Consider the following 3,438-nt stretch of genomic DNA (forward strand, 5'->3'; position numbering starts at 1 on the left):
GACACATTATCCCAGAAGTATTATTATTCCAGAAGAAATGCAGATCTCAGCTTAAAACCTGATGGTACATGTCGTTTTCTCGAATAACAATAGCGTATAATTAACCTCACAGATTATTATAAGGAGGTCAATTATGGCAGAGAAAACGTTAAACTTTCACAAGCTGTCTGATTGTGTCATCAATCAGCTCAAAAAGCAGAATTACATGGATTCCACATTGATGGTTTACAGGCGGATTTACAACAGAATCTACTCGTCGATGAAAAAACTTGGTATAGAAACATATACTCCTGAAATCGGACGTCAGTTTCTAGATTCAGTAAACGTATGCAGATCGACTTTTAGTGCGTATACCTGTGCGGTACGGAGGCTCAATGATTATATCGATGACATACCTTACAGATGTCATCATGGAAGTCAGTTGGAAAAAGTCCCTGAAGATTTTTCGAATATACTGAATGAGTATCTTAATGAATGTTCAAACACAGGGAACAAATCACCAACTATTCTCGCCAAAAAGAAAACTTGTGTACGATTTCTGAATTACATAAAACAGATTGGATGTAATGATATTTGTGATCTTAACGCAGGGAAGATATCCCAGGCACTACTTATATATGATAACAAAGATAATTATGCGAGAATACGCCAGTTTCTGCGGTATCTTTATGATAGTGGGTTAATCAAAACAGATTTTTCTGGGATCGTGCCCCATTATAAAAGACGTAGCGTTTTACCTACCACTTATACTCCTTCAGAGATAAAGAAAGTCGAAAATGCGATTGATACGGCTACAGATACCGGCAAAAGGGATCGGGCAATCATCCTGCTTGCGACTCGCATGGGGTTGCGCTCTGGGGATATTGCAAAACTGAAGTGGTCAGAAGTGGATCTGAATAGTGGATATATCCACCTGAGGCAGGAAAAAACCGGGATGCCGCTGTCTTTACAGATGCCGAAGGCTGTTATGGCTGCAATCACTACTTTCTTGGAGAGTGCGAAATCTTCCGGAAGATGTGATGAATACGTTTTTCACGGTATGTCAGCTCCATATGGACGTATTACAACAAGTATTATAAGACATGCCACAGACCGTTACTTTCATAAGGCCGGAATAGATACAAGTAGAAAAAAGCATGGTCCCCATACCTTCCGTTCATCCCTTGCAAGCTCGATGGTAAATGACGGAGTCTCTTATGAAACGGTGAGAAGAATACTTGGACATTCTGATTTAAATGTTATAAAGCATTATGCAAAAGTGGACATTGAAAATTTAAGATTGTGTGCTCTGGATCCGCCTCGCCCCAAAGGAATATTTGCTGATTACCTTTCCGGAAAGAAGGTGGTCCGTCATGTTTAACAGTATTTATTCAGATAAGCTATCACAATACTACGAGCTACGATGCGGAGTATTAAGCGAAAGTGCACAGAAACATGAATTGTGTTATCTAAAAAGATTTGATAATTATCTGAATGAGCACATCCGTTCAACAGGTCAGATCACTGAACGTTTTATTAATGCATGGGTCGGTACACTAAACGGAAAAAGCGGGTCTGTTGAAAATGAAGTTATCACGATCCGGCAGTTTTTAAAATATTTGACATTGTCCGGTGAACCTGCTTTTATCCCTATTATTCCAAAAGTGCGTGATGATTATGTTCCGTATATATTCAGCGATAATGAACTCGAACTCATCTTTAAATCTGCAGATAATGTCATCTTATCAGATAAAAAGGCGGATCCCTATCTGGTGATCGAGTTTCCGGTGATTCTTCGATTATTATATAGCTGCGGATTAAGGATAGGAGAAACGGTCAGAATCAACCTTGCAGATACGGATCTTGAAAATGGCATTCTCAGATTAATAAACACGAAAGGTGACAAACAACGCTTAGTTCCCATGTCATTGGAAATGACACGGATACTAACGGAATACTGTTTAGCGATGGGGATTTTTGAAAAAACAGAAGGATGGCTTTTCCCTTCCTCCAAAACTGATAGTCATATTTCAGGCAGATCGGTAAAAAACAGATTTGATAAAATACTGAAAGATAATAACATCCGCCTTGCTAATCGGAAGAAGCATGAAAGAGGTCCATGCCTGCACTGCCTGAGACATGTTTTTGCATTTAAATCTTTTGCACAGGCAGAAAGGGCTGGCAGACATATTGATGATGCGATACCATATCTTTCTATCTATCTGGGCCATGACAGCCTTGATGAAACATCCAAGTACTTAAAATTCAGCAGTGAGTTGTTCCCCGAAGCAGTTGAAAACTTTGGTGATTTTATGTATGACCTGTTGCCGGAGGTGGACTATGAAGCATAAGAAGAATTCATTTCTGGACTTGCTTGAAGCCTATTTTAACACGTATCTTCCGGTAGCAAAAGGATTATCGACAGCAACTGTTACGTCATATAAAGCAACTTTCCGAATACTTATAGAGTTTATGTATACAGTTAAAGGAATACCGGCTGAAAAGATTTACTTTGAAATATTGGATGCTCAGATGATCACAGAGTTCCTTGACTGGCTGGAATCAGAGCGCAAATGTAGTATAGCGACTAGAAACCAGCGCCTTTCCGCACTGTCGGCATTCTCAATATATGCGCAAAACAGAGATTTTGGTGCAGCATATATATTCAGAAATAATGTATTAAAAGTCCCAAAGAAAAAAGCCCCACAGTCTCTGCGAAGTTCCTTTTCGAGAGAGGAAGTGAAGATTCTTTTTAAACTGCCAGATGCCAATACGGAAATCGGATTGAGAAATAAAACTCTCCTGTGCTTTATGTATGCCAGCGGAATGCGTTCCCAGGAAGTGTGCGATCTGACGGTAGGCGATATTCAGTTTTATCAGGATAAAGCCTGTATAAATGTTCATGGAAAAGGACAAAAAATACGAAGGATAGGCATACCAGCAGCTGCCTCAGATATAGTAAAAAAGTATATTGCACACAGAGGAATATCTGAGGATAAGAACCGGCATATTTTCTCAAGTCAGATTCATGAAAAGATGACGGTTTCCTGCATTGAGGAAATTTATGCAAAGTATATCCGCATAGCAAAGCAGGAAAACCCCGGAATGTTCAGAAATAATTATACGCCGCACTCGATGCGACATACAACGGCAACACACATGCTTGAGGCGGGAGTACCGCTGATCGTTGTAAAAAACTTTCTTGGTCACGTATCCCTGCAAACCACTCAGATTTATACGGAAATTTCTCAGGAAACAATGAATCGCCAATTGAAAGCATGGAATGACAGGTGGTTTTTCAAAGAAAATCCAGACAGATCTGACAATAGAGAAAAAAGAAATATACCTGATTTTTTAAAGTAATTTCACAACATTATTATTCCAGATCTCTTTTGAAAAATGCAGGTTTTAAGCTGAGATCTGCATTTCTTCTGGAATAATAATACTTCTGGGATAATG

Annotated in this window: 3 protein-coding genes; all 3 read left to right on the forward strand. The window is 39.2% G+C overall.

From position 1 onward, the window contains the following. Positions 1–133 precede the first annotated feature (133 nt). The 3 genes from INF30_RS14480 to INF30_RS14490 are packed head-to-tail and all read left to right on the forward strand — an operon-like array spanning position 134 to position 3,342. Positions 134–1,360, forward strand: a complete 1,227-nt coding sequence (locus INF30_RS14480) for a tyrosine-type recombinase/integrase (RefSeq protein ID WP_226395709.1) — start codon at positions 134–136, stop codon at positions 1,358–1,360. After that, positions 1,353–2,330, forward strand: a complete 978-nt coding sequence (locus tag INF30_RS14485) for a tyrosine-type recombinase/integrase (RefSeq protein WP_226395710.1) — start codon at positions 1,353–1,355, stop codon at positions 2,328–2,330. The genes INF30_RS14480 and INF30_RS14485 overlap by 8 nt, the downstream gene beginning before the upstream one ends. Then, positions 2,320–3,342: a tyrosine-type recombinase/integrase gene (locus INF30_RS14490; protein ID WP_226395711.1), complete on the forward strand. Its 1,023-nt coding sequence runs from the start codon at positions 2,320–2,322 to the stop codon at positions 3,340–3,342. Before INF30_RS14485 ends, INF30_RS14490 begins: the two co-directional genes overlap by 11 nt. Positions 3,343–3,438: the final 96 nt, after the last annotated feature.

It is taken from the genome of Claveliimonas monacensis (assembly GCF_014982975.1).
Lineage (GTDB): Bacteria > Bacillota > Clostridia > Lachnospirales > Lachnospiraceae > Claveliimonas > Claveliimonas monacensis.